General features: G+C 65.6%; 1 protein-coding gene. It reads left to right on the top strand.

Annotated elements, in window-relative coordinates:
- Positions 1 to 273 precede the first annotated feature (273 nt).
- Positions 274 to 1,521 carry an IS110 family transposase gene (locus ACOVRJ_RS09375; RefSeq protein ID WP_422043591.1) on the top strand — a complete coding sequence of 416 codons (1,248 nt, stop codon included), beginning with the start codon at positions 274 to 276 and terminating at the stop codon, positions 1,519 to 1,521.
- Positions 1,522 to 1,545 lie beyond the last annotated feature (24 nt).

Raw genomic sequence — 1,545 nt, 5'->3', positions numbered from 1 at the left:
CGGTGCACCATGTGAGGTGGCACGCAGGCGCGATGAGGTCGCAATACGAATGAAGGCCCGACCCCGGTGCCTAACCGGACCTCCACCGAGCTGGCTCGCACCCCCGACTGTTGCGCTGCCTGCTCCATTGCCGTGGAGCCGGTGGCAGCACGTACGGTAAAGAGGCCCGAACCGGTTTCGGTTCGAGGAGTCTTCCAGCTCACCGGTGCAACGCACCGGCCACAGGTGTCGCTCCTGCGTGCCGCTTGGCACTTTACTCACAGGAGCATCTTGATGGAAGGACTTTCCCCCCTGCACCGCCGCGTGGCCGGCATCGATGTGCACCGCATGCTGCACGTCGTCACCGTGCTGATCGAGCAGCCCGACGGCTCGATCGACAAGCACAGTCGGGAGTTCGGCGGCTTCAAGCGCGACTGCCGCGCCCTGGCCGCGTGGCTCAACGAGTTGCAGGTCCAGCTCGTGGTCATGGAGAGCACCGGCATCTACTGGAAGAGCGTGTACGCCCACCTGGACAACGCCGGCATCACCGCGTGGGTCGTCAACGCGCACTTCATCAAGCATGTGCCCGGCCGCAAGACCGACATGCTCGATTCCGAATGGCTGGCCGTGCTGGCCCGCTTCGGTCTGGTGCGCGGCAGCTTCATCCCCCCGAAGGACCTGCGCGAGCTGCGCCGGGTCTCGCGCTACCGGCGCAAACTCAACGCCATGTGCACCAGCCAGATCAACCGGCTGCACAAGATGCTCGACGATGGCGGCGTCAAGCTCGGCGCCGTGGTCAGCGACATCCACGGCGTCTCGGCCCGCGCCATGGTGCGCGGCCTCATCGAGGGCCAGTCCCAGGCGATGTTGCTGGCCCATGCGCGCGGAGCCTTGAAGCGCAAGACCGAAGAGCTCGCCGCCAGCCTGGACGGTGACCTGAGCGAGCGCCATCTGTTCGTGCTGCGTCACCTCAGCGACAGTATCGACGCGCTGCAATCCCAGATCGCCGACATCGACGCCTACCTCATGCGCGCCATGCAACCCTACGCCTGGGCGCACGCGCTGCTGCAGACCATCCCAGGTATCGACGAAGTCGCCGCCGCGCTGATCCTCATCGAGATCGGCGACGACATGGCCCGCTTCGGCAGCCCCGAGCGTCTGGCCTGCTGGGCCGCCCTGAGCCCGGGAAACCACGAGAGCGCTGGCAAGCGCAAGTCGGGCCGCACACGCCACGGCAACAACACCATCCGCTACATATTGTGCGAATGCGCCAACGCCGCGCGCATGACCAAGAGCACCCTGGCTGCCAAGTACCGCAGCCTGATGGTGCGCAAGTCGCACAAGAAAACCATCGTCGCCGTGGCGCACAAGATGATCCGGCTGATCTACATACTGCTGTCGCGCCGACAGCCTTATCTCGACCAAGCCATCGACTACGCCGCCATGAGCGCCAGGAAGAACGCACCTCGCTGGATCAAGCAACTTAAGGCCATCGGCAAGTGGCCCGCGCCCAGCGCACAGGCGGCAAGCGCCGCGCACTGATCGTCCGCTGAAACCACGGGGTCG

Source organism: Roseateles sp., assembly GCF_049240545.1.
In the GTDB taxonomy this organism is placed as follows: Bacteria; Pseudomonadota; Gammaproteobacteria; order Burkholderiales; family Burkholderiaceae_C; genus Paucibacter_A.
This window is presented reverse-complemented; position numbering and strand designations above follow the sequence as displayed.

Coding starts and splice junctions, on each gene's coding strand:
- ACOVRJ_RS09375 (WP_422043591.1), top strand. CDS start 274: ATGGAAGGACTTTCCCCCCTGCACCGCCGCGTGGCCGGCATCGATGTG.